27 protein-coding genes are annotated in these 24,107 nt (G+C 37.0%); 19 read left to right on the top strand and 8 right to left on the bottom strand.

Features of this window, described 5'->3' with window-relative positions; all coding sequences use genetic code 11:
• Positions 1–100: 100 nt before the first annotated feature.
• A complete protein-coding gene (locus BDR01S_RS09840) occupies positions 101–286 on the bottom strand; it encodes a YlaF family protein (protein WP_066252487.1) in 186 nt (61 codons plus the stop codon).
• A gap of 175 nt (positions 287–461) precedes the next feature.
• On the opposite strand from BDR01S_RS09840, the gene typA reads away from it, so the two are divergent.
• The 3 genes from typA to BDR01S_RS09825 are packed head-to-tail and all read left to right on the top strand — an operon-like array spanning position 462 to position 2,931.
• The gene (gene typA, locus BDR01S_RS09835) at positions 462–2,300 is read left to right on the top strand and encodes a translational GTPase TypA (RefSeq protein WP_066252488.1); all 1,839 of its coding nucleotides are present in this window, start codon (positions 462–464) and stop codon (positions 2,298–2,300) included.
• Positions 2,301–2,319: 19 nt separating this feature from the next.
• Complete coding sequence (locus BDR01S_RS09830) at positions 2,320–2,625, top strand: YlaH-like family protein (RefSeq protein WP_066252490.1); 306 nt, start codon at positions 2,320–2,322, stop codon at positions 2,623–2,625.
• A 15-nt stretch (positions 2,626–2,640) separates the two neighbouring features.
• Positions 2,641–2,931 (top strand): hypothetical protein, encoded by a 291-nt coding sequence (locus tag BDR01S_RS09825; RefSeq protein ID WP_066252492.1) that lies wholly within the window; start codon positions 2,641–2,643, stop codon positions 2,929–2,931.
• A 67-nt stretch (positions 2,932–2,998) separates the two neighbouring features.
• Here the strand turns inward: BDR01S_RS09825 and BDR01S_RS09820 are convergent, their stop codons facing one another.
• Entirely contained in the window at positions 2,999–3,199 is a 201-nt protein-coding gene (locus BDR01S_RS09820) for a YlaI family protein (RefSeq protein WP_066252494.1), read from the bottom strand.
• A gap of 169 nt (positions 3,200–3,368) precedes the next feature.
• On the opposite strand from BDR01S_RS09820, the gene BDR01S_RS09815 reads away from it, so the two are divergent.
• Positions 3,369–3,824: a pyridoxamine 5'-phosphate oxidase family protein gene (locus BDR01S_RS09815; RefSeq protein WP_066252496.1), complete on the top strand. Its 456-nt coding sequence runs from the start codon at positions 3,369–3,371 to the stop codon at positions 3,822–3,824.
• A 23-nt stretch (positions 3,825–3,847) separates the two neighbouring features.
• Here the strand turns inward: BDR01S_RS09815 and BDR01S_RS09810 are convergent, their stop codons facing one another.
• A complete protein-coding gene (locus tag BDR01S_RS09810) occupies positions 3,848–4,432 on the bottom strand; it encodes a YhcN/YlaJ family sporulation lipoprotein (protein ID WP_066252499.1) in 585 nt (194 codons plus the stop codon).
• A 205-nt stretch (positions 4,433–4,637) separates the two neighbouring features.
• On the opposite strand from BDR01S_RS09810, the gene BDR01S_RS09805 reads away from it, so the two are divergent.
• On the top strand, positions 4,638–5,966 hold the full coding sequence (locus BDR01S_RS09805) for a PhoH family protein (RefSeq protein WP_066252501.1): 1,329 nt from the start codon (positions 4,638–4,640) through the stop codon (positions 5,964–5,966).
• Between the two features lie 37 nt (positions 5,967–6,003).
• Here the strand turns inward: BDR01S_RS09805 and BDR01S_RS09800 are convergent, their stop codons facing one another.
• Positions 6,004–6,501 carry a hypothetical protein gene (locus BDR01S_RS09800; protein ID WP_066252503.1) on the bottom strand — a complete coding sequence of 166 codons (498 nt, stop codon included), beginning with the start codon at positions 6,499–6,501 and terminating at the stop codon, positions 6,004–6,006.
• 221 nt (positions 6,502–6,722) lie between these two features.
• On the opposite strand from BDR01S_RS09800, the gene BDR01S_RS09795 reads away from it, so the two are divergent.
• From BDR01S_RS09795 to pyc, 3 genes are all read left to right on the top strand, one after another.
• Positions 6,723–7,004, top strand: coding sequence for an Fpa/YlaN family protein (locus tag BDR01S_RS09795; protein ID WP_066259850.1), 282 nt, complete (start codon positions 6,723–6,725; stop codon positions 7,002–7,004).
• Positions 7,005–7,206: 202 nt separating this feature from the next.
• Positions 7,207–8,415: an FtsW/RodA/SpoVE family cell cycle protein gene (locus BDR01S_RS09790; protein WP_066252505.1), complete on the top strand. Its 1,209-nt coding sequence runs from the start codon at positions 7,207–7,209 to the stop codon at positions 8,413–8,415.
• A 67-nt stretch (positions 8,416–8,482) separates the two neighbouring features.
• The gene (pyc, locus tag BDR01S_RS09785) at positions 8,483–11,926 is read left to right on the top strand and encodes a pyruvate carboxylase (RefSeq protein WP_066252507.1); all 3,444 of its coding nucleotides are present in this window, start codon (positions 8,483–8,485) and stop codon (positions 11,924–11,926) included.
• A gap of 41 nt (positions 11,927–11,967) precedes the next feature.
• On the opposite strand, the gene BDR01S_RS09780 is transcribed toward pyc, so the two are convergent.
• Positions 11,968–12,876: a COX15/CtaA family protein gene (locus BDR01S_RS09780; RefSeq protein ID WP_066252509.1), complete on the bottom strand. Its 909-nt coding sequence runs from the start codon at positions 12,874–12,876 to the stop codon at positions 11,968–11,970.
• 573 nt (positions 12,877–13,449) lie between these two features.
• On the opposite strand from BDR01S_RS09780, the gene cyoE reads away from it, so the two are divergent.
• The 7 genes from cyoE to BDR01S_RS09745 all read left to right on the top strand — a co-directional run bounded on the left by cyoE (position 13,450) and on the right by BDR01S_RS09745 (position 20,052).
• A complete protein-coding gene (cyoE, locus tag BDR01S_RS09775; RefSeq protein WP_066252511.1) occupies positions 13,450–14,385 on the top strand; it encodes a heme o synthase in 936 nt (311 codons plus the stop codon).
• Between the two features lie 111 nt (positions 14,386–14,496).
• The gene (gene coxB / locus BDR01S_RS09770) at positions 14,497–15,555 is read left to right on the top strand and encodes a cytochrome c oxidase subunit II (protein ID WP_066252513.1); all 1,059 of its coding nucleotides are present in this window, start codon (positions 14,497–14,499) and stop codon (positions 15,553–15,555) included.
• Positions 15,556–15,585: 30 nt separating this feature from the next.
• On the top strand, positions 15,586–17,457 hold the full coding sequence (gene ctaD / locus BDR01S_RS09765; RefSeq protein ID WP_066252515.1) for a cytochrome c oxidase subunit I: 1,872 nt from the start codon (positions 15,586–15,588) through the stop codon (positions 17,455–17,457).
• A complete protein-coding gene (locus BDR01S_RS09760; protein ID WP_066252516.1) occupies positions 17,457–18,083 on the top strand; it encodes a cytochrome (ubi)quinol oxidase subunit III in 627 nt (208 codons plus the stop codon). The genes ctaD and BDR01S_RS09760 overlap by 1 nt, the downstream gene beginning before the upstream one ends.
• A gap of 4 nt (positions 18,084–18,087) precedes the next feature.
• A complete protein-coding gene (gene ctaF, locus BDR01S_RS09755) occupies positions 18,088–18,423 on the top strand; it encodes a cytochrome c oxidase subunit IVB (protein WP_066252518.1) in 336 nt (111 codons plus the stop codon).
• Between the two features lie 141 nt (positions 18,424–18,564).
• Complete coding sequence (ctaG, locus tag BDR01S_RS09750; RefSeq protein ID WP_066252520.1) at positions 18,565–19,470, top strand: cytochrome c oxidase assembly factor CtaG; 906 nt, start codon at positions 18,565–18,567, stop codon at positions 19,468–19,470.
• A 117-nt stretch (positions 19,471–19,587) separates the two neighbouring features.
• Complete coding sequence (locus BDR01S_RS09745; RefSeq protein WP_066252522.1) at positions 19,588–20,052, top strand: DUF420 domain-containing protein; 465 nt, start codon at positions 19,588–19,590, stop codon at positions 20,050–20,052.
• Positions 20,053–20,110: 58 nt separating this feature from the next.
• Here BDR01S_RS09745 and BDR01S_RS09740 read toward each other — a convergent pair whose 3' ends face one another.
• A complete protein-coding gene (locus BDR01S_RS09740) occupies positions 20,111–20,470 on the bottom strand; it encodes a YugN family protein (protein WP_066252524.1) in 360 nt (119 codons plus the stop codon).
• A 187-nt stretch (positions 20,471–20,657) separates the two neighbouring features.
• Between BDR01S_RS09740 and BDR01S_RS09735 the strand changes: the two genes are divergently transcribed.
• Both BDR01S_RS09735 and BDR01S_RS09730 read left to right on the top strand, forming a co-directional pair.
• A complete protein-coding gene (locus tag BDR01S_RS09735) occupies positions 20,658–21,089 on the top strand; it encodes a CBS domain-containing protein (protein ID WP_066252526.1) in 432 nt (143 codons plus the stop codon).
• A gap of 182 nt (positions 21,090–21,271) precedes the next feature.
• Positions 21,272–22,351, top strand: coding sequence for a CAP domain-containing protein (locus BDR01S_RS09730; protein ID WP_066363133.1), 1,080 nt, complete (start codon positions 21,272–21,274; stop codon positions 22,349–22,351).
• Positions 22,352–22,373: 22 nt separating this feature from the next.
• Here the strand turns inward: BDR01S_RS09730 and BDR01S_RS09725 are convergent, their stop codons facing one another.
• Both BDR01S_RS09725 and BDR01S_RS09720 read right to left on the bottom strand, forming a co-directional pair.
• The gene (locus BDR01S_RS09725) at positions 22,374–22,733 is read right to left on the bottom strand and encodes a hypothetical protein (protein ID WP_066252527.1); all 360 of its coding nucleotides are present in this window, start codon (positions 22,731–22,733) and stop codon (positions 22,374–22,376) included.
• Positions 22,734–22,756: 23 nt separating this feature from the next.
• Positions 22,757–23,236 carry a PaaI family thioesterase gene (locus BDR01S_RS09720; RefSeq protein WP_157406133.1) on the bottom strand — a complete coding sequence of 160 codons (480 nt, stop codon included), beginning with the start codon at positions 23,234–23,236 and terminating at the stop codon, positions 22,757–22,759.
• 148 nt (positions 23,237–23,384) lie between these two features.
• Between BDR01S_RS09720 and BDR01S_RS09715 the strand changes: the two genes are divergently transcribed.
• Both BDR01S_RS09715 and BDR01S_RS09710 read left to right on the top strand, forming a co-directional pair.
• Entirely contained in the window at positions 23,385–23,789 is a 405-nt protein-coding gene (locus BDR01S_RS09715; RefSeq protein WP_066252530.1) for a YlbD family protein, read from the top strand.
• Between the two features lie 19 nt (positions 23,790–23,808).
• Complete coding sequence (locus BDR01S_RS09710) at positions 23,809–24,048, top strand: YlbE-like family protein (RefSeq protein WP_066252532.1); 240 nt, start codon at positions 23,809–23,811, stop codon at positions 24,046–24,048.
• The last annotated feature ends 59 nt before the right edge of the window (positions 24,049–24,107 follow it).

Below are 24,107 nucleotides of genomic sequence, written 5' to 3'. Positions count from 1 at the left end.
CCCGCCCTTTTACCAAAAATTAGATGGCTCAGTGAACTGAGCCATCTAATTTTTAATTACAAAAGCAGATAACGGAACCCGTTACGATACGGCTTCTTTTTTAAATTTCTCCATTTTCACGCATTTTTCTTTTGGTTTTAAAGCCCATTCCCATTATTACAATAATGGCAACGATGCAGCCGATTGCTCCTGATATGCTTTTTTCACTTATTGCAATACCAATTCCCATGATACTTGTTGCTGCAAGGATTGCATAAACGAGTAAACGCCATTTCACATTCTTCATTTTTTATACCCCTTTATCATATTAATACAGTTTAAAGTATCACTGTTTTAAGTATATTTTTATTCTACAATAAAATGGTTAGGAGATTCCACTTTATTTGTGGTATAATGTTTTAGTTATAAATGGGAAACTATAAATAGCTTTATTTTTACAATATAGGTAGGAGTGGAACTTTTTGAAAATAAGAAATGATATACGTAATATTGCAATTATTGCCCACGTTGACCACGGAAAAACGACGTTAGTGGATCAATTACTTCGTCAATCAGGGACGTTTCGTTCCAATGAGCACATAGAAGAACGAGCGATGGATTCCAATGATTTAGAAAGAGAACGTGGAATCACCATCCTTGCAAAAAATACCGCAGTTCAATACAAAGACACAAGGATTAATATATTGGATACACCGGGACACGCGGACTTTGGCGGCGAAGTTGAACGGATTATGAAAATGGTTGATGGGGTATTGCTTGTGGTTGATGCCTATGAAGGCTGTATGCCGCAAACTCGTTTTGTACTTAAAAAGGCCTTGGAGCAGAATTTAACTCCAATTGTTGTTGTAAATAAAATTGATCGTGACTTTGCTCGACCTGCAGAGGTAATTGATGAAGTAATCGATTTGTTTATTGAGCTTGGTGCAAATGAAGATCAGCTTGAGTTTCCTGTTATTTACGCTTCAGCAATTAATGGTACTTCAAGTACTGATCCTGAAAAGCAAGATGAAAACATGCAATCCTTGTATGAAGGCATTGTTGAATATATTCCTGCCCCAGTTGATAATCGTGAGGAACCGTTGCAATTCCAGGTGGCTCTTCTTGATTACAATGATTATGTTGGCAGAATTGGAATCGGCCGTGTATTCCGTGGAACAATGCATGTAGGTCAACAAGTAGCCCTCATGAAGTTAGACGGTACGGTAAAACAATTCCGCGTTACCAAGATCTTTGGTTTCTTTGGTTTAAAACGTCAGGAAATTCAAGAAGCAGTAGCAGGTGACTTGATTGCTGTTTCAGGAATGGAAGATATAAATGTTGGTGAAACCGTTTGTCCTGTAGAACATCAGGAAGCTTTGCCAATTTTAAGAATCGACGAGCCAACACTGCAAATGACTTTCGTTGTAAACAACAGTCCATTTGCGGGTAGAGAAGGGAAGTATTTAACTTCAAGAAAGATTGAAGAAAGACTTCGCTCACAATTACAAACAGATGTAAGCTTACGTGTTGATAACACCGATTCACCAGATGCTTGGATTGTTTCGGGCCGTGGTGAACTTCATTTATCAATCCTGATTGAAAACATGCGCCGTGAAGGTTATGAACTTCAAGTTTCAAAACCAGAAGTAATTGTTAGGGTTATTGACGGTGTTCGAAGTGAACCAGTTGAAAGAGTTCAAATTGATGTACCGGAAGAACATACAGGTTCAGTGATGGAATCAATCGGTGCCCGTAAAGGTGAAATGATTGATATGATAAACAATGGGTCAGGTCAAGTACGCTTAATCTTTAACGTACCAGCTCGTGGATTAATTGGATACACAACCGAGTTTTTAACAATGACTCGCGGTTATGGAATTATTAATCATACCTTTGACAGCTACCAGCCAATGTTACCAGGTCAAGTAGGCGGAAGACATCAAGGTGTTCTTGTTTCGATGGAATCTGGAAAAGCTTCGACTTATGGTATCATGCAAGTTGAAGATCGTGGAACCATTTTTGTTGAGCCGGGTACTGAAATTTATGAGGGGATGATCGTTGGCGAAAACACTCGTGAAAATGACATCACCGTTAATATTACAAAAATGAAACAAGCGACAAATGTTCGTTCTGCAAACAAAGACCAAACATCTGTTATTAAAAAACCGCGCATCATGACATTAGAAGAGTCATTAGAATATTTAAATGAAGACGAATATTGTGAGGTTACACCTGAATCGATTCGTCTTCGTAAAAAAATTCTTGACAAGAATGAACGGGAAAAAGCTGCTAAAAAGAAAAAATATGCAGAACAAAGTTAAGTAAAAGGAGTGCATGAAGATGGAAGGTTTCTCTCCCAGTCTTAGATTTTTTATTGAGCTAACAGATGTCAAAACTGCTGTTTGGTTACAGTATGTTTACATTGTAATTTTAGCAGCAGTTGTCTATAAGTTAGGCTTTGCAAAAAAATTGCCTCTTTTGAAAAACCTTGTGATCTATATTTGCCTCTTAATTGGGTGCTTTGTAATGCTTATTCTTTCTTATGCTCTGCCTATTGCGGAAGGACTCGCAGGTGCGGCGGTGTTATTGATAATCTATAAAATACGCTTACATCAAACCAAGAAGCATCAGGCTGAAGCGAAATAACGGGGGTTTAATGAAATGAAATCCGTACAGGATACACTATATAATTGGCTTACAATTAAGGTTGTATGCGACGAACGGCCTGATGACACAGCAGCAAAAGATACTCTAAATCTTTTTGAAGAAATGATAACTGATCTTCACCTCTCAAACCTAGTGGTAACGAAAGATGATCTCATGTATTATGTTTCCTATCAGCAGGGGGAAGAAACAAAAAAAGCTCGATTTCCTCAGGAATTAATTGAAGTCATGCTAAAACAAATTAATCAAGACCCAGAGAAGTATGAGAACTACCCAATTGAAGAATAAAAAAAACCATCATACACATTCCGCTTTGGATTGTGCATGATGGTTTTTTTTAGGCGCTTCCGTTTTTTTACCAGTCATCCTCTTCCGATTTTGTACGATATAATCGGAAATTTCCAGTCTCAAATCTTGCATTTGTTTTTTCAGTTATTCTTGTTTTACAATCTTTACACATATATGTATGGATGGGACGATTACGGAGACGCTTAGCTTCAAAGGATTCATCTTCAATCGCTTCGATTTTATCGCAAATTACGCATTTAACTCTCATTAAGACACCTCTTTAACTATTTCTAAAGCCGTTTATTTTCCTCTACTATATCATGGCAGAAAGTTTGAAAGTAATCAATTGGTTTAATTTGATGAAAGCATGGGATAGTAGTAATATGAGAATATCTGTTTTTAAACAGGGTGAATGAAGAAATAAAGGGGATGTTTTAATGGTGAATCAAGTTGAACCAAAGCTAATTAAGCCTTTATATGATGAACTGCAAAAGGAGCGGTTTGTGACATTGGCAACAGTTGATTATGAAACAGGGGGGCCAAATATCAGCGCAATTTCCTGGGTGCTTGCAAAGGATGAAAGTACAATCTATTTTGCTGTAGATAATCGTTCGAGGATACTTGCCAATTTAGGTAAAAATAATCAAGTGGTTATTAATTTGATTGCAAACGAATCTACCTATTCAATCCAAGGACTGGCACAGGTAAAGGAAGAACGTCTGAAGGATGTACCATTGAAACTTGCTTTGATTGAAGTTTCAATTACTGCGGTAAGGGATGTTATGTTTTATGGGTCTAAAATTGTCTCTGACGTTCAATATGATAAAACCTATGATAAAAACGCTGCCCAAAAGCTAGATAAACAAGTCATGGAAGCAATGAGAAAAGCTTAGGAATCCCTAAGCTTTTCTCATTTTTATTTATAATGGTTGGATTGGTCTTCTTGTTCTTTTTCTAACTTTTTATCCTCTTTAGCTGGGAGTTTTTTATCAGGTTTTTCGGGAGCCTTTTTAGGGCTTGGTGTAATTAAGTCTCCGGGTATTTCTGGCATTAATCGGCCTGCAACATCGGCGAGTTCTTCCATAATGCCCTGTACTGGCCTCCCCTTTTTGATGTCTGCTTGTATTTCTTTTAAGCGCTGTGTGGTATCTGCATCAGCAACGACGACTGCATTGGCGCCGTATGGGTCCTTCTTTAAACTTTCAGCGACAGAATATTTAATCGATCCAACTTGCGAACGGTCAATTTTCGAATTTACATCAATACCGACAATCGCATATCTGCCTAACACGACAGCTGTGGCATCGTTAACATTTGGGATACTGGTTGCAAGTTTTACTAACCGTTTGGAGATTTGTTGACCAGATTTCCGGTCAACATTTTTAATATAGCTGTTTTTCACCTTAACATATTTATCGTTCCCATTGTTTGTCAGATCATTTTTGGTGTTGCAACCGGCTATCATCAGACATAACGTAGTGATAATTAAGGCTTTCTTCATGTATTATCCACCTCCGTAAATCTTAATAAATAATTGAGATAAAACTATGATCAATCCTCTGTCTTGAATGGTCTCACTAACATTTATTGTGCGGAACTCCTTCTATCTTTATTCCAATAAACATATATTTTACCAAAGTCCAATCTAGCAAAAGGGTTGTTTGCAAGTTGGCAAGCCCACAACAAGTATAGCAGGAGGCGTTGCTTTGAGTAAGATATACGTGTTAGATACAAATGTCTTATTACAAGACCCGTATTCCCTCTTCTCTTTTGAAGATAATGAAGTTGTTATTCCTGCAGTGGTTCTTGAAGAAGTGGACTCAAAGAAAAGGTACATGGATGAAGTCGGGAGAAATGCAAGACATGTATCAAGGTTAATTGATGGCCTTAGGGCGTTAGGAAAGCTTCATGAAAAAATCCCACTTGAGAGCGGGGGGACAATTAGAATTGAATTAAACCATCGTAGCTTTCATGAACTCCAGGATATATTTATTGAAAAAACAAATGATAATCGCATTCTTGCAGTGGCAAAGAATTTATTCTTAGAGGAACAAACGAAGGAAAATGGGAAGCAGGTTATTCTTGTAAGTAAGGATACTCTTGTCAGGGTAAAAGCGGATGCAATTGGTTTAGAGGCAGAAGATTTTTTAAGTGATCGTGTAGTAGATATAGATCATATATACACTGGTTTTTTTGAAGTATTGATACCAATTGAATTATTAGGACGCTTTTATGAGAAAGGGGAGTTAAATCTCTCTGAACTGGCAAATCACCCATTTTATCCAAATCAATTTCTCGTTATGAAGGACGCCCTCGGCAGTTCAGCATCAGCAATTGGGATGGTCGACAAAACGAGCACGAAGGTAAAAAAATTAGCACTAAATCAAGATCACGTGTGGGGAATCCATTCAAGGAATGTTCAACAGACGATGGCCATTGAATTATTACTTCGGAAGGATATTCATTTAGTTACTTTAACGGGGAAAGCAGGTACTGGGAAAACCTTACTAGCACTTGCATCAGGATTAATGCAAACGGAAGATTTCCGGGAATATAAGAAACTATTAGTGGCTAGGCCGATTGTACCGGTTGGAAAAGACTTAGGGTTCTTACCAGGAGAAAAACAGGAAAAACTTAGACCATGGATGCAGCCAATCTTTGATAATCTTGAATATCTTTTCAATACCAAAAAGCCTGGTGAACTAGATGCTATTTTAGCAGGAATGGGTTCAATTGAGGTGGAGGCTTTAACGTATATTCGAGGGAGAAGTTTACCGAAGCAGTTTATCATTATTGATGAAGCACAAAACTTAACGAAGCATGAAGTGAAGACGATCCTTACCCGTGTCGGAGAAGGTAGCAAAATCGTTTTAATGGGCGACCCTGAACAAATAGACCATCCCTATCTTGATGCGTATAACAATGGATTAACGTATGTTGTAGAGAAGTTTAAGGATCAAGTAATTTCCGGGCATGTAAAATTATTAAAAGGGGAGAGGTCAGGATTGGCACTATTGGCAGCTGATTTGCTGTAAATATTCATAAAAGAAACGGGCGCCCAAGGCACCCGTCTTATTTTATGATGAAACTTATTACATTTTTTATAGGACTTTGTTGATTTGAACCATCACCTAAATAGACATGAACGGGACCATCTACCGATAGTGGCTTTCCTTTATTGGAGAATCCTAATATAAAATCATAGGCCTTTTCAAGTGGGTACTCATATTCACCCTCTGTGCTCTGGATGACAAAAGTGTGAGCATCACTAGCTGGCTCAGAATTTAATAAAAAAGGCTTCAACGGAATTCCAAAGGTGCCAGTCAACACCTTTTCCTTTTCAAATTTCTTTTCGGATTTCAATGTTGGAGGATAAATTGCTCCCTCGATAATTTCACGGTCCCAATGCTTTGAAACGGCTTTAGTATATTCATCTAAAGGATCGGAACTCTCTACTTTTTTTGAAAAAAAGGTGGTTAAATCAACGCGTCGGTCATCAAAAATCCACACACCCGGATCAAGTGTAATCGAATATTTCACTTTGCCTGATATGATAATGATATTTTCCATTTTCATTCCCCCTAAACCCTTGCTTAATTAGTATAACTTTTTTTTGAGTAAATGTCATAATCGTACAAGTTGGTTTGGTTAGAAGATGGATCATACTGAAAACAGCGGCTGTTTTGATTAACCCGTTTATGTAATCTACTTTATGTTCTTGCAATTTTCCATTGTAAACGGTAAAATTTATAGATAAGTTGAATTATCGCTCTGAAATGGGGGGATCAATGTTGGCGTCTGAAATGATCGTGAATCATCAGGAAAAAGCATATGCCTTACTACAGGCTGACGCTGAAAAAATATTAAAGCTAATCAAAGTGCAAATGGACAATCTCACGATGCCTCAATGCCCACTTTATGAAGAGGTATTGGATACGCAAATGTTTGGTTTATCAAGAGAAATAGATTTTGCTGTACGATTAGGCTTAATTGATAGTAAAGACGGTAAGGCAATCCTAGATGCATTAGAAAGTGAATTATCAGCGCTTCACGATGCCTCATTAAGGAAATAGGAGCAAAAGAACTCAAACAATTAATGTTCATTGTTTGGGTTTTTTATTATTCCAAGAAAGACACAACAGGCGTTACTGCTTCCTATTTCAGAATATTCTTTGTTAAATTGTTGTAACAAATTAACTTTTCCTCAAGTAATAATGTTTATTTTCTATTATAATAGAATGATATAAATCAATATTGAAAATGAGGACCTTCTATATGCTGAAAAAAATATTGAAATCATATGATTATACCTTAATTGTCGCTGTCATCCTTTTGTGTACTTTTGGACTTGTAATGATTTATAGTGCAAGCATGGCTTCGGCCGTCCAAAGATACGAAGTAAAAAGCGATTATTTTTATCAAAAACAAAAAATGTGGCTGTTGATTTTTACACTAATCTTCCTTTTTACGGCATTTGTTCCATATAAGATAATGCAGTTTACAAAGTGGTTCCAGGTTCCGATGGTACTTGGGTCAATCCTTATTCTATTAGGGCTAATTCCTTTTGGAGTAATTGTTGGGGGTGCGCAAAGTTGGTATCAATTCGGCACACTTCGTCTGCAACCTGCTGAATTAGTCAAGCTTGCGGTCATAATTTATTTAGCAGCAGTGTACGCAAAAAAGCAAGCGTATATTAATCAATTGAATAAAGGCGTTCTACCGCCGTTAATTTATTTATTTGTCATATGCGGGATTATTATATTGCAGCCTGATTATGGTACTGCTTTTATTATCGCAGCAATTGCTGGTACGATCACCTTATGTTCAGGGCTGAACCCTAAAAGTATTTTAAAATTAGTCATAATAGCTCTTATAGTTTTGGTGCCACTTGGCTTGGTTGCGAAGGATAAAATATTGTCTGAAAAGCGTGCAAGCCGTTTTGCTGTTTTAGAAAACCCATTTGCTGAAGATGTGGTAAATAAAGAAGGTTTTCAACTTGCCAACTCATATATAGCCATAGGATCAGGCGGAGTTAATGGACTAGGGCTGGGAAAGAGTGTCCAAAAACTAGGCTATTTACCAGAATCACATACAGACTTCATCATGGCCGTAATCGCGGAAGAGTTAGGGATTTGGGGTGTTGGTTTCGTAATTATACTCATCTTTTATATTGTTTTAAGAGGGATTTATATTGGATTAAAATGCAGGGATCCTTTCGGAAGTCTGCTTGCGATTGGTATTTCAAGTATGATTGGAATCCAGGCATTTGTAAATCTAGCAGGAGTATCTGGAATGATTCCACTAACAGGAGTCACTTTGCCATATATAAGCTATGGCGGATCGTCTCTTATGGTACTTGCTGCAGCGACAGGAATCCTTGTGAATGTTTCTATGTTTACTAAATTTGAAAGTAAATATAAAAATAAACAGGAACATATAGAAAAAAAGGTAAAACAAAAGGATGGAAATGTTTTCTATATTTAATCAAAACGCGGAGGACAATTTTTGCACTTCGCGTTTTTAAAAATACATAGAATATGAGGTGCTTTAATTGACTAGACAGATTAATAAAGTATTGGTTGCCAATAGGGGAGAAATAGCGATAAGGGTTTTTCGCGCTTGTACTGAGCTGAATATTCGAACTGTTGCTATTTATTCGAAAGAAGATTCAGGAGCTTATCATCGGTATAAGGCGGATGAAGCTTATTTGGTTGGGGAAGGAAAAAAACCAATTGATGCTTATCTAGACATTGATGGCATTATTGCAATTGCCAAAAAAAGCAGTGCAAATGCTATTCATCCCGGTTATGGTTTTATGTCAGAAAATATCCATTTTGCCAAACGTTGTGAAGAAGAAGGGATTATATTTATCGGTCCGTCAATTACACAACTTGATATGTTTGGTGATAAGGTAAAAGCAAGGCATCAGGCTGAACTTGCTGGGATACCAGTCATTCCAGGCAGTCCCGGACCGGTTACAGAGGTTAGTGAAGTTGAAGATTTTGTCGAAGTTCATAAGTTACCTATTATCATAAAGGCCTCTCTTGGTGGAGGCGGGCGCGGGATGAGGATTGTTAAACAGATTGAGGAAATTCAGGAATCATTCACTCGGGCAAAATCGGAAGCAAAAGCCGCTTTTGGAAATGATGAAGTCTATCTTGAAAAATTAATTGAAAATCCTAAGCATATCGAAGTACAAATCATTGGGGATAGGCATGGAAATATTGTCCATCTCTTTGACCGCGATTGTTCTGTTCAAAGACGCCATCAAAAGGTCGTAGAGGTTGCTCCGAGTGTTTCCATTTCTGATGAATTACGAACTAGGATCTGTGATGCTGCTTTAAAACTGATGAAAAATGTTGATTACCTGAATGCAGGTACGGTCGAGTTTCTAGTTTCAGGAAATGACTTTTATTTTATAGAAGTAAATCCACGTGTCCAAGTTGAACATACTGTGACTGAGATGGTAACAGGTGTCGATATCGTCCAGACACAAATATTGGTATCAGAGGGGCATGAATTACATGGTCCAATTATTGGAATACCACAACAAGATAAAATTCAAATTAATGGATTTGCGATACAATCAAGGGTAACAACAGAAGACCCGCTCAATAATTTCATGCCTGATACCGGAAAAATTATGGCCTATCGCTCAGGCGGCGGTTTTGGGGTACGACTTGATGCTGGAAATGGCTTTCAAGGTGCAGTTATTACACCGTATTATGACTCTTTATTAGTAAAGCTATCTACATGGGCTTTAACCTTCGAACAAGCTGCATCGAAAATGGTTCGAAATTTGCAGGAATTCAGGATTAGAGGGATTAAAACCAATATCCCTTTCTTAGAAAATGTTGTGAAGCATGAGAAGTTTAGGAACGGCGAATATGATACTTCATTTATTGATACAACACCGGAATTGTTCATTTTTCCGTTTCGAAAAGACCGTGGGACTAAAATGCTGTCTTACATTGGCACAGTCACTGTAAACGGGTTTCCAGGAATTGAAAAGAAGAAAAGACCGGTATTTCCAAAGCCAAGAATTCCTAATTTACCATATGATTTACCGTATCAAGAGGGATCGAAACAAATTCTCGATAAGTATGGTGCCGAAGGACTTGTGGAATGGGTCAAGAATCAAAAACAGGTATTATTAACCGATACCACATTTCGAGACGCCCATCAGTCCCTATTAGCTACCCGTATGCGGACAACAGATATTCTTCATATTGCTGAGCCTTCTGCAAAACTTTTGCCTGATTTATTCTCTTTTGAAATGTGGGGAGGAGCAACATTTGATGTTGCATATAGATTCTTAAAAGAAGATCCTTGGGATAGATTAGTATCACTGCGCAGGAAGATTCCCAATGTATTATTCCAAATGTTAATCCGTGGTGCCAATGCGGTGGGATATAAAAATTATCCGGATAATTTAATTCGTGAATTTGTTGATCAATCTGCGTCCGCCGGAATAGATGTTTTTCGAATTTTCGACAGCTTAAACTGGGTTAAAGGAATGGAAGTTGCGATTGATGCGGTCCGTCAAAGTGGTAAAATAGCTGAAGCTTCAATTTGTTATACTGGGGACATATTAGACGGGACAAGGACGAAATACAATCTTCACTATTATAAGGACTTGGCCAAAGAACTTGAAGAACAAGGTGCCCACATCCTTGGAATTAAGGATATGGCAGGTTTATTGAAGCCTGAAGCAGCTTACAGACTTGTTTCTGAGTTAAAGGAAACGGTTAATATTCCTATTCATCTCCATACACATGACACAAGCGGAAATGGTCTCTTTACTTATGCACGTGCGATTGACGGTGGAGTGGATATTGTTGATACTGCCATGGGGACAATGGCTGCATTAACTTCACAGCCTAGTGCTAATTCGCTATATTATGCGCTTGAAGGCACTCCTCGTAAACCTAAAGTAAACATAGAATCACTTGAAAAATTATCGTATTATTGGGAGGATGTCCGCAAGTATTATCAGGATTTTGAAAGCGGAATGATTTCACCTCATACGGAAGTCTATCAACATGAAATGCCGGGTGGACAATATAGCAATCTTCAACAACAGGCTAGAGCAGTTAGCCTAGGCGAGCGTTGGGATGAAGTGAAAGAAATGTATTCACGAGTTAATACCATGTTCGGGGATATAGTTAAAGTGACACCATCATCAAAGGTCGTTGGTGATATGGCGCTCTTTATGGTTCAAAATAATCTTAATGAAGAAGAAGTACTAATAAAGGGGCATATGCTAGATTTTCCTGATTCCGTTGTGGAATTATTCGAAGGATTTCTTGGCAAGCCTTATGGCGGTTTTCCAGAGAAACTTCAAAAGGTCATATTAAAGGGTAAACAACCATTGGAAGTTCGTCCAGGTGAATTACTTGAACCAGTTGATTTTGAAAAACTGAATGAAAAACTATACAAAGAACTTGGCCGTCAGGTTACCTCTTTTGAAATTATTTCGTACGCTTTATATCCCAAAGTATTTATGGAATATATTAAAACGGATGAACAGTATGGAAACATTTCGGTATTAGATACTCCAACATTCCTCTATGGAATGCGATTGGGTGAAGAAATAGAGGTTGAAATTGAAACAGGGAAAACATTAATTGTAAAGCTTGTTTCGATGGGTCATCCTCGAGCTGATGGTACGAGAGTTGTTTATTTTGAGCTTAACGGTCAGCCGCGAGAAGTATTCATAAAAGATGAGAATGTAAAATCTACGGTTGTAGCTAGACTAAAGGCAGATGAGAAAAACGAAAATCACCTTGCTGCAACGATGCCGGGAACTGTAGTTAAGGTGGTCGTTGAAAAAGGAGAAAAAGTTGAACGTGGTGATCATTTAATGATAACCGAAGCGATGAAAATGGAGACAACGGTTCAAGCACCTTTTTCAGGTGTGGTAAAGGATATCTTCGTCACAAATGGGGATGCGATACTAACTGGTGACCTCTTAATTGAATTGACGAAAGCGTAAAACAAAAAGTTGCCAGGGAGTGGGTATCCCTGGCAGCTTTTTTATTGTTTATTTCTTTTTGATCTAGAATATAACAAAATAAAGTAACTTAAGACGCCAAACAGGCACGTAATAAAGAAGGCATGCAGGAGGGCGATATACAGGTTTAGTCTGCTGAAGATAATCAATGCTCCCGCAATAACTTGTAAGGAAACTAGTATGAAGGATATAATCCAGCCCCAATAAAGTATCTTTTGGTCTTTGTAATGGCGAACAGCCAAATAAAGGATGTAAGCAATCCATATAAAAATTAAACCGGCAGCGGCTCTGTGCCCCATTTGTACCCATTCGTACATGTTTGAGGGCAAGGAAGGAGAGTCATTTAAACATAACGGCCAGTCTCGACAAACAAGACTCGACTTTGTGTGGCGAACCAGTGCGCCTGTGTAGATGAGAAGATAGCTATATATGGAGACCCCGATAATATGAAAGCCCATTCGCTTATCGATATAGAGCTTTTCTGCATCAAACTTCTTATCAATTTCGAAAATTAGCAGAGTTAACAATAAAACCGCTGAAAAGGAAATAAGTGAAATACCAAAATGTAAAGCGAGTACAAATCCCGATTGTCCCCATTTTACAGCAGCTGCTCCAACTAGTGCCTGTAAAAGTAAAAAGAAAAAGGAAAGGAACGAAAGAAATTTAGTTTCTCTAATATGGCCAATCGCCTTCCATGACCAAACAGAAAGTACAAGAACCATGATGCCTACTACACCGGAAACAAGTCGGTGGGATAGTTCGATAACTAATTCTGGGGTTATTTCCAACGGAAGAAATTTTCCGTTGCAAAGGGGCCAAGATCGCCCACAGCCCATACCAGAACCTGTCTTTGTTACTAAAGCCCCGCCTATTAAAATAAAAATCATTCCAATGGTAGTGGCAACCGCTAACCACTTCAAAGATTGCCTCAAAAAATTCACCTCTTAAAAAAGTTCAAAAATTTGTCATAAGTTAAGCCTGACAGTATAATAATGGAAAAGTCATCAGAAAATTAAATTCCCTATTAATAATAACGAATAAACTCAAAAATGAACAGGAATTAAGGAGAGATTTTAAGATAACTTTTATTATTAAACAAAGCTGATGAATAATAAAAAGTTTAACCTATTATTATAGTGAAAACCATTGAAACTTTGATTAGAGTCTGTTAGAAATATATATGAGGGAGTTTAATTAGAATTATTACTAATTAGTAGTCATATAAATTAACTTTGAATTTTTTTGTAGATACAAGGTTTTATAACGAATCTTGGAGATAATAAATTTAATTGGTATGGCTTTTTGTGAAAAATTGCAACTATATTTTACAAAAATGAACTTTGTCACAATTTAGTTTAAAATTATTCAAAAAAAGTTCACAAAAATATCGGAAAGTGTGATTTAATATACAGAGAAAGTGTTTTAATTCTCACTGCACTTTATAATTAATTATTTGTTCGGATTGAAGAAATTGAACTGTTATTTAGGTTTAGGAGGAGAATCAAATGCCAAACTCTAAGGCTTTTGGAGAAGCTGCCATAGAAAATGGTACGGCAAGCCTGCATTCCGATATAAAAACCACAGCATGGAAAGACTTGATGGCCCTTATCAAAATTGGGATTGTAAATTCAAACCTAATTACGACGTTTACTGGACTATGGCTCGCGCTTCATTTTTCAGGGCAAAGTTTTCTAAATAATTTAGATATTGTGTTTTTTACAGTAGTAGGTTCATCTTTAATCATTGCCGGGTCATGTGCAATCAATAATTATGTTGATCGTGATATTGATCATTTAATGGAAAGAACAAAAGCAAGACCAACCGTTACAGGGAAAGTAGGTCCAGTAAAAGTTCTCTCATTAGGTATTTTACTTATTGGACTGGGAACACTGTCTTTATTCTTTACTACCATAACTGCAACAGTAATTGGACTGCTTGGAGTTTTTAGCTATGTCTTCCTGTATACATTGTGGTCAAAACGTCAATTAGTTTCCAATACTATTATTGGGAGCATATCAGGAGCAGTCCCACCACTTATCGGATGGGCAGCGGTTGATGCAAATCTTGACATCATGGCGTGGTCATTATTCGTATTAATGTTTGTATGGCAGCCTCCGCATTTTTATGCATTGGCGATGAGAAGGGTGAAAGAATATAAGGCAGCTGGTATTCCGATGTTACCTGTAGTAAAAGGTTTTAAAACTACAAAAATTCACATCATCCTTTGGGTAGCTGCACTTCAGCCTATTCCATTTTTTCTAACCAAATTAGGAATCCCATTTCTAATTCTGGCCATCGTGTTAAATATTGGGTGGCTTGCTTTAGGGATTTATGGATATAGAATCAAAGATGACATTAAGTGGGCAAAACTAATGTTTGTTTACTCTTTGCAATATTTAACTATCATTTTTGTAGCAATGGTTATAGTTACATTAATTTAGTTTTGCATATGATTGTTTCTTGTTTAAAGGGAAGCAATCGTACTACATAATTCTTTGATCAACATAATGCTTTAAATAATTTTATTAGTGAAAGAGGGGTTTGATTAAGCTATGAAAAGGCTTGCAAAGTGGCGTTTGATTTCGTTATTTGGAATTTTAGCGCTTGTTCTCTCCGGATGTGGCGAACCGTACCTTTCCACGTTAAAGCCTGCCGGTGAAGTTGCGGAAACGCAATATGATTTAATGAAGTTAAGTACCTTAATCATGGTTGGGGTTATCGTTATTGTTGCGATTATTTTCGTTTTGATTTTGGTTCGTTTTAAAAGAAAAGATGACAGAATACCAAAACAAGTAGAAGGAAGTCACAAATTAGAAATTATTTGGACTGCTGTGCCGATTCTGTTACTATTAATTCTTGCCGTGCCGACTGTGGCCGCAACCTTTAAACTTGCAGATGTTTCTCCAATGGATAAGAAAAATTCCAAAGCACTTGTTATAAACGTACGATCACATTTATACTGGTGGGATTTTGAATATCCAGGTCAGAAGATTGTGACAAGTCAGGATTTAGTCGTCCCTACGGATGAAAAAGTTTATTTTAATTTAAAATCTACCGATGTTAAACATTCATTTTGGATTCCAGCAGTTGGTGGTAAGCTGGATACAAATACTGAAAATGTTAATAAATTCTGGCTAGAGTTTGACGATAAAAAATCAAACGAAGCAGGAAATCTTTTCTATGGAAAATGTGCAGAACTATGCGGGCCATCACATGCTTTGATGGACTTTAAAGTTAAAGCAATCAGCCGAGACAAATTTGATGCCTGGATTACAGCGATGCAGAATGTGAAAGAACCACAAAAAGCACAAGGTGCTGTGGCTGCACAGGGGCAAGAAATATTTAATCAAAGCTGTATTGGTTGCCATGCCGTTACACCATCAAACAAAATGCCTGAAACAGCACGTCTAGCACCAAACTTGTCAAACTTTGGTGAACGATCTCGTGTAGCCGGTGTTTTAGATCATAATAAAAAAGAATTAAAAAATTGGATTCGTAATCCAGAAACCTACAAACCAGGTAACATGATGACTGGTAAGTACCCGGAAATGTCTGAAGAACAGCTTGATGCTCTAGCAGAGTATTTAATGGGATTAAAGGCCCAGGAATAAAAGGGGAATTGGTGAAAGGGAGGTAAAATTGTGAGTACCTATGCTCAAAAAAAAGGATTTGGCGCAACTTTATGGGACTTTTTAACAACTGTTGACCATAAAAAAATTGCCATCCTATATCTCATTGCAGGTGGATTTTTCTTCTTAGTTGGCGGACTTGAAGCAGTATTTATCCGTATCCAACTTGCAGTGCCAAATAATGATTTTGTCAGTGCCGGATTATTTAATGAAATTATAACAATGCACGGAACAACAATGATTTTCTTAGCGGCGATGCCGCTGGTTTTTGCTTTTATGAATGCAGTAATGCCATTACAGATTGGAGCACGCGATGTAGCGTTTCCATTTGTTAATGCACTAGGATTTTGGTTGTTCTTTTTTGGAGGAATATTCCTAAACCTCTCTTGGTTCTTAGGAGGAGCACCTGATGCAGGATGGACATCATACGCGTCACTTGCACTTCATTCAAAAGGACATGGTGTAGACTTTTATATCTTAGGTTTACAGATATCTGGTATTGGAACCTTGATTGGTGGTATTAACTTCCTGGTTACTATCATTAACATGCGTGCACCAGGTATGACCTATATGAGAATGCCGTTGTTTACTTGGACAACTTTTGTCACTTCAGCACTTATTTTGTTTGCATTTCCTCCATTAACAGTTGGTTTAGTTTTAATGATGTTTGACCGTTTGTTTGGAGCAAATTTCTTTGATCCTACTCTGGGTGGAAATACTGTTATTTGGGAACATCTTTTCTGGATCTTCGGTCACCCAGAAGTATATATTTTAATACTTCCAGCTTTCGGTATTTTCTCGGAGATTTTCCCAATTTTCTCAAGAAAGCGTTTATTTGGTTACTCTTCCATGGTATTTGCAACTGTATTAATCGGTTTCTTAGGCTTCATGGTATGGGCTCACCATATGTTTACAACAGGTTTAGGTCCTGTTGCAAATGCCATTTTCGCAGTTGCTACAATGGCGATTGGTGTACCAACCGGAATTAAAATTTTTAACTGGCTGTTAACAATGTGGGGAGGAAGTGTGAAATTTACAACTCCTATGCATTGGGCAATGGCGTTTATTCCATCATTTCTTGCTGGTGGGGTAACAGGGGTAATGCTTGCCTCCGCAGCAGCCGACTATCAATATCATGATACTTATTTCGTTGTTGCACACTTCCATTACGTAATTGTGGGAGGTGTGGTATTTGCAGTTTTTGCAGGTACACATCTATATTGGCCAAAAATGTTTGGAACAATGTTGAATGAAGTTTTAGGTAAAATTACTTTCTGGTTGTTCTTTATCGGGTTCCATTTAACATTCTTTATCCAACATTTCTTAGGTTTATGGGGAATGCCGCGACGCGTTTTCACATACCTTCCTGGTCAAGGATTTGACGCTGCTAACATGGTAAGTTCTATAGGCGCTGCGTTTATGGGCTTAGGTGTTATCGTAATGTTATATAACATCATTATTACTTCTGTGAAAAATGTCAAAGTTGGAAATGATCCATGGGGAGACGGAAGAACACTTGAATGGGCAATCCCTTCTCCACCACCGTTTTATAATTTTAAGCAACTTCCACTCGTTCGCGGTTTAGATGCTTACTGGTTAGAAAAAATGGATGGTAAAAAGGGAATGACTCCGGCTGAGCCGCTTGGTGATATTCACATGCCAAATTCATCATTTTTACCGTTTATGATGGCAATGGGATTATTCATTGCCGCCTTTGGTGCAATGTACCATGTAAATGATAAAGCGTGGGCGTTACCAGTAATGATCATCGGATTATTAGTAACTTTTGGTTCCATGTTCTTACGTTCAGTGAAGGACGATCATGGATTCCATATTCATAAAGAGGATTTAATGGATGAAGAGGATAAGGGGGTTAAGGCATAATGCACGCTGATGAAAAATTTACCTATGAAACTTGGCCTGCTGCGCCAGAAAAATCAACCCTTGAATCGAAAAATAAATTCTTAGGATTTTGGTTTTTCCTGGGGGGAGAGACGGTTCTTTTTGCCTCTCTCTTTGCCACCTACCTTGCACTAAAGGATAAAGTTCCTAGTACAACTCATCATTTAGCAAAGGATTTATTTGAATTACCGTTAACTTTTGTCGCTACAATGTTATTGTTAACTAGCTCATTAACAAGTGTTTACGCGATGTATCATATGAAGAACTTTGCCTTCAAAAAAATGATGGTCTGGCTTGGACTTACAGCTCTTTTAGGTGCTGGTTTCTTAGGACTTGAGGTTTACGAGTTCACCCTATATGTTCATGAAGGGCATACATTTACAAGCAGTGCTTTTGGATCTGCTTTCTATACCTTAGTTGGTTTTCACGGGGGTCACGTTGCCTTTGGTTTACTTTGGTGTCTAACATTAATGATTAGAAATTCTAAACGTGGTTTAGACCTTTACAACGCGCCAAAATTCTATGTATTTAGTTTATATTGGCATTTTATCGATGTTGTTTGGGTATTTATCTTTACAGTAGTATATTTAATGGGAATGGTGGGATAAGCTGATGGCAAATCAACAGTTAAATTCAGGTAACCCAAGAGTTGACATTGAATATCGTCGCAAGAAAAATGCAGAAGAAATGAGATATCAATTAGTTTCATTTGCTTTAATGATTTTCTTGACTCTCATTGCTTTTTCTGCTGTTTATATTAAAGGATTTACTGCATGGTTTACAGTTCCATTTATTATCCTTTTAGCTGTTGTGCAGGTTATTTTTCAATTATATTATTTCATGCATATGAGCCACAAAGGACATGAAGCTCCTTCACTCTTTTTGTACTCAGGTGTGTTGGTAGGTGCAGTCACTATTCTTGCATTCACAACTATTATTTGGTGGTAATATGTCAAAAAAAGAAAATCGGCTTAGGCCGATTTTCTTTTTTACAGTATATATTTAGAAGGTTTCATTTCTTTGCTTATCGTTTTGACCAAGGGTATAATATAGTCAATAATTCTTCTAATTCATAATGAGGTGATTTGGGTGCTTACATTAGATATATTCGGTTTTAAAGCACTTTGGAGCCCGTATTTTTTACTGATCTTACTAGCCATTACTGTAGGGTATTTTGTTCTTACCACAAAATACAGAAGCTTATTTTTAGATAGTGAACCATTAACGAAAAAACAGGGTAGTTTATTTTTATTATCGATGATCCTGCTTTATGCCATTAAAGGATCTCCGATCGATTTATTAGCCCACCTTATGTTTTGGGTCCACATGATACAAATGGCTGCTTTAGTTTTAGTCGTCCCACCTATTTTTATTTTAAGTATTCCGAATTGGTTTTGGAGAAAATTATTTAGCAATGGGGTAGTTAATTCCGTTTTTGTGGTCTTGACCAAGCCACTCATTGCATTGATAGTCTTTAATGGATTATTTTCCTTTTATCATGTGCCTATGATTTTTGACCATGTTATGCAAAATGTATGGTTACATGCTGGCTACTCTATCCTTTTGTTTATTGTAGCCACCTTCATGTGGTGGCCTTTGCTTAACCAAATGCCTGATCATCAGACTTTAAGCGGGCTGAAAAAGGTTGGTTATATCTTTGCTGATGGAATTTTATTAACGCCTGCATGTGCTTTAATCATTTTTGCAGATACACCTATGTATGGGACCTATTCTGATCCACATGTGTGGGGGCAAGTTATGAGCCTTTGCGTAGGTTCTGCCAATTTCGCGAGCTTAAATTTGAGTGGTCCTGAACTTTTTAGTTCCATGTCCTTACTACATGACCAGCAGCTTGGTGGAGTACTAATGAAGATTATTCAAGAAATCATTTATGGAGTTATCCTAGGCCATGTTTTCTTTGAATGGTACCGAAAGGACCAGGCTGATTCTGAACGAGAAATGAAACAAACCTTAAATCCATCACTTATCAAATAAATCTCCCTCTTATGGGAGATTTTTTACTGATTAATATAATTTTAAAGTTATTAGTTGAAAAACTAGTTTAGTTACTCTAAGATTGTTGTAGAATATATGAAAAGAGAGGATTTTTGAATGAATTCCTTACCGATTTTACCGACAATCAGTACATCCTTTATTGTACTAAGTGCTATCACCGTTGCTATTGGTTGGTGGCAAATCAAGCAAAGAAAGATTGAATCTCACAAAAAGACGATGTTTATTGCAGCTATTTTTGCTGTTATCTTCTTTATTATCTATGCTTCTCGAACACTATTCATCGGGAATACTTCTTTTGGAGGACCTGATGATATTAAAAAATATTACACTATATTTTTAATATTTCATATTACTCTTGCAACTACGGGGGCTGGATTCGGGATTGTATCTATCTTAACAGGGTACAAAAACAAACTTGCTATCCATCGCAAGCTTGGACCACTAACTAGTTTTATTTGGTTCTTTACTGCTATCACGGGTGTAGCCGTTTACCTATTGCTATACGTATTTTATCAAGGCGGTCAGACAACATCGTTGATAAAAGCAATTCTTGGCCTCTAGAATTAATCATATGTAAAATAATAAAAGACGCATAAATCTATGCGTCTTTTATTATTGCTTATAAAGCGAATTTACTGACCTCAGTTTTAACTTCATCAAGTATTTTTTTACATTGATTCACGAGAGAAGTTGGGAAAGTTTCGCCTTCACCATATTCAACACCATGTGGATAATAATGTTTGCCAAGTAGTGGGGTCATTAATTGAATGGTTGCCTTATCAGCACCAATGTCGCCCTCAATTGCATGGCCACGAACACGCAGGTAAAATACACCTTCTCTTAATTCAAACTTGCGGTCGTATGTAACACGTTCGTAGTCCCATTGTCCCTCGCGAACTAAACCGTGATCTAGCATTACCTCATCTAAACGGTTTAAGTCAGCCTTTAACTTTTCAAATTCGGTATTCTCGAATTTCATCATTAATCCCTCCTAAAAACAATACCATTGCCCCTAAGTTTTCTACTTCAATAGTAAAGCAATATAATTCAATTTAATAATAGTTGAAAATGTAGCAACTTGCAATGAATTCATACAGCGAATAAAACATTCTTGATTGGAAAAACTAGAAAAATGATAAGAGGAATAAATACATGGGGGTAGTAATATGGAAAAAATCAAAGAGATCATGACAAATGATGTTGAAAGTTGCACGTTATTGGATAATGTCTATGAAGTTGCTTTAAAAATGAAACAGCTTAATGTAGGGGCCATTCCGATTGTTGATAAGGAGCAGTTAGTGGGTATGATTACAGACCGTGATATTGTTATTCGCGGAGTTGCTGAAAAACATCCTGGTTCAACCAAAGTAGAGGATATCATGAGTAATAACCTTATTACCATATCAGCTGATGCCACGAGCAAAGAGGCTGCTAAGTTAATGGCAGAACATCAAATTAGACGATTACCTGTGGTAGAGGAAGGAAAGTTAATCGGGATCGTTTCCCTTGGAGATTTCGCTGTTCATGAATTAACGGATGATCAGGCTAAAGTAGCATTAACGGAAATTTCTGAGCAGAACTTTAATGGAGTCCAATAATCAAAAATATTATATAAATAAAATAGTTTAACTAAAATGAAACAGGTACTTATAGTGCCTGTTTTCTTGTAATCATTTCATTTGTCTGACATTATTGATAATGCCTATTACTATTCAAGATATAAATGATATAATAATTTTATCTATACATATAATGATAGAAAAAGTAATAGAGAGGGTGAATGCCTCTGCGTATACTGTCTAGAATACTTATCCTTTCAGCCGTTTTTTTAACAATTGGATTTTATGCAAGTATAAATGATAATAATGATGGTAATATTTTGATCAAAGAAGATCATACGACAGAAATGAAACCAGCCAACACACAAATTCCTGATTTAAAGCAAAGTAAAAAAATATCTTCTGAAAAACCAAAAGAGGGTTTAGCATTATTGATTGGGGAAAATTTATCTGAACTACAAAAAAAACTTGGAACACCAGCGAGAATAGATGAGTCCATGTATGGCTATCAGTGGTACATCTATAATCAAGACCATAAAAGTTATCTGCAAGTGGGTGTTGAAAATAAGCATGTAGTGACGATTTTTGCCCTTGGTCAAAACCTAGATGTGGCTCCATTTGAAATAGGCCAGCCAGTTGAGGAAATTTTTAATACGCAATTTATTGATACCAATATTAATCTTGAATATAAAGGGAATACCTATCGCTTTGAATTAAACGATACCGATTTAAATCTTCGGCCAATGGTACAATTAGGTGATATATACGTCCAGCTGTATTTTGATAAGTTTACCGGCAATCTTTCAAGTGTGCGTTTCATGAATGCAGAAACACTAATTAAACAAAGCCCATATGAACTTGTTTATAGTGGAATCTTAATTCAAGCCCCTGTACTTACCGAGGAATTACAGCGTGCAATTGAAGAGGATGCGGAACAAGAGATATTTGATATAACCAATGTCTTACGGGCAAGGCATAAACTAAATGAATTAAAATGGGATGAAAATACAGCGGAGGCTGCGTTCAAGCATAGTAAGGATATGTCTGAGAACAATGATTTTTCACACACCTCTAAGAAATTTGGAGATCTTTCCAAGCGATTGAAAACTGCACAGGTGGTCTACAAAGCAGCCGGGGAGAATATTGCTGCCAATTATACCGATGGACCTGCAGTTGTCGAGGGTTGGTTAAATAGTAAGGGACACCGTGAGTCACTGTTAAACAAGGATTATTCACACCTTGGTGTTGGGGTATATCAAAAGTATTATACACAAAACTTTATTCAAAAAACAGAACAATAAATGAAAAAAGGTGACCACTTGGTCACCTTTTTTCAACTTTATATTCATTAAATAAAAATTTATTGTTATCCCAGGTTCCATACACCCGTATAACATCCCCTACTTGAAAGGACTCTTTTTTGAAGTGGTTGGTTACGGGTGTTATCTTCTGGGTTGTTATTAATCTTGTTTCTGTTTGCAGCTTTAATGACTGGACATAAATGTAGCGGTGATAATAAAAACGTTGTTTTTCCTCTGAAATGTCTTTAATTTCCCCCGACAAGATTGCCTCTTGATTTACAGAACCAGAATTAAGCCACTTTCTATCATTCTCCCTCATTTCTTTTTTTGTAAGGAAAAAAAAGTAAAGGCAAATTATTGGGATAACAATAGCGGTGACCATGTTTGATCAAACTCCTTCAGTCATTATTTACTGATGGTAAAGAAAGTACCTGTTGCATAAGCGATTTTTTTTCCGTCATCACGATAAGCTTCCCCTGAAATAACCATCGTTTTAGTGCCTTTATGTACAACCTCTGCTTTACATCGAAGTGTTTCTCCAATTCCTGGTGCAATGTAATGGATATTTAATTGATTTGTTACAGCCCCATATCCTTCTGGCTGAAGATAATTAGCTAAACTCCCCATCGCTGTATCAAGGACGGTTGCCGTCATTCCTCCATGGAGGATATTTAGGTTATTATTGAGAATTGGGTGTAAAGGGATCGTTATTTCACAGCTTGTCTCATCTATTTTTCTCTCCATGTGGAGAATCCCGTCAATATAGGTGCTGTTGTTCTGAATTTTTCTTTGGAATCCTTCTAAAAGTTGGGCTAGGGAATTTAAGTATTCCTCTGAACCACCTTCGATACAAGTTTCAAATAATTGACGTAAATCATCTTTCAAAATCTTTTCCTCCCATATTTCTTTGTCTTTTGACATCTTACCATTTGCCAGAAAATTAATAAATATATTCCACTTGGTGGGAGCTTTCACATTTGTAAAATTATTTCATATTCTATTATTGGCATTAATATGGGCTGAGGTGAGAAAAATGACGGAAAAAAAATTACACCCTTCCGTGTTACAATTTAAAGAATTTGTAAAAGAAAACCCGAAAATTATCCAAGAAGTCCGGAAAGGGAAGTCGACCTGGCAGGAGTTATATGAAGATTGGTATTTATTGGGTGAAGACGATAGTCGCTGGGAAACAATTGCAACGGTTAATAATTCAGAAGGTGAAAGCAGCTCTGAATCTAAAGTGGATTGGATGTCCAGTATTGTTGGTATGGTAAAGAAAATGGACCCCAATCAAGTGCAAAGCCATATTAATAATTTAAGTCAGGCACTCGGTGCAATCCAAAGTGTGATTACACAATTCCAAGGGAATAATCCGGCTGTGGGATCTGTGAAGCCGCCTGAAGGTCCTAAAAATCCATTTATGTTTAGAAAAGATTGAAGGAAGGAACTTTAAACCTATGCGAAGAGATGTGCTTGAGTATATCGAAAGTCAAAAGGACCTAAAACAATTTATTCGTGAACAGCCGATCTGGTATCGAAAGCTTTCTCGGAATCCCTATGAATTAAAGGCACTTGAAATTGAATCGTTACATTATTATAAAAAGACCATTCCAGACCAGGTTAATAAATTTTCAAATAGTGTACAAATGGCTTCGATGATGTATAACATGTTTCAAGCGATGAAAAATCAAAATTAACTTAAGCCACATTATCCATCATGTGGCTTTTTTTGTGCGAGAAAGAGGAGCGGAGACTA

Origin of the sequence: Neobacillus drentensis NBRC 102427, from assembly GCF_001591445.1 — a bacterium.
Classification (GTDB): Bacteria; Bacillota; Bacilli; order Bacillales; family Cytobacillaceae; genus Neobacillus; species Neobacillus drentensis.
The sequence above is the reverse complement of the archived record's forward strand: the minus strand, read 5'-3'. Positions and strand labels throughout refer to the sequence as shown.